Origin of the sequence: Rhizobium sp. CF122 (assembly GCF_000282035.1) — a bacterium.
In the GTDB taxonomy this organism is placed as follows: Bacteria; Pseudomonadota; Alphaproteobacteria; order Rhizobiales; family Rhizobiaceae; genus Rhizobium.
The window spans coordinates 1-507 of the sequence record NZ_AKKA01000117.1; the positions used below are offsets into that span (position 1 = coordinate 1).

At 60.7% G+C, this 507-nt stretch carries 1 protein-coding gene; it reads right to left on the reverse strand.

Annotation, left to right across the window (positions count from 1 at the left end; translation table 11 throughout):
* Positions 1 to 507: T1SS-143 repeat domain-containing protein (locus PMI09_RS27055; protein ID WP_007801887.1), on the reverse strand; the 507-nt coding region annotated here is incomplete at both ends.

Below are 507 nucleotides of genomic sequence, written 5' to 3' on the forward strand. Positions count from 1 at the left end.
ATCGTCGACGACATTGACCGTGAAAGTGTTCGACGCCGTGTCGCCGTCCGAATCCGTCGCCGTGAAGCCGAAGTTCAGCTTCAGGCTGTCGCTGTTCGGCGCGTGGTCGATGTTGTCCTTCAGCGCGAAGACATAGCCGCCGCTGCTCTGATCAGACAAGGTCACGGTGAACACGACGCGACCGTCGGACGACTTCGCCGTCAGTTCCGTGTGATCTTCGTTGAAGGAGTAGGTGATCGGCTTGCCGTTCGAACTCAGACCTTCCGGTGCTGTCAAGCCGGACGCGAAGGCCACCGAACGGTCGGCAATGCCGCCGTTGTTGTTGTCCGCGCCCCAGGAGATATTCAGGTCTCCATGCTGGACCGTCGATTCCGGCAAGCCCATGTCGTTGCCGTGCGGCAGGTCGTCTTCGTTGACGGATTCCGACTCCGGCTTGCCGATGACCGGCTGATCGTCGACGACATTGACCGTGAAGGTGTTCGACGCCGTGTCGCCGTCCGAATCCGT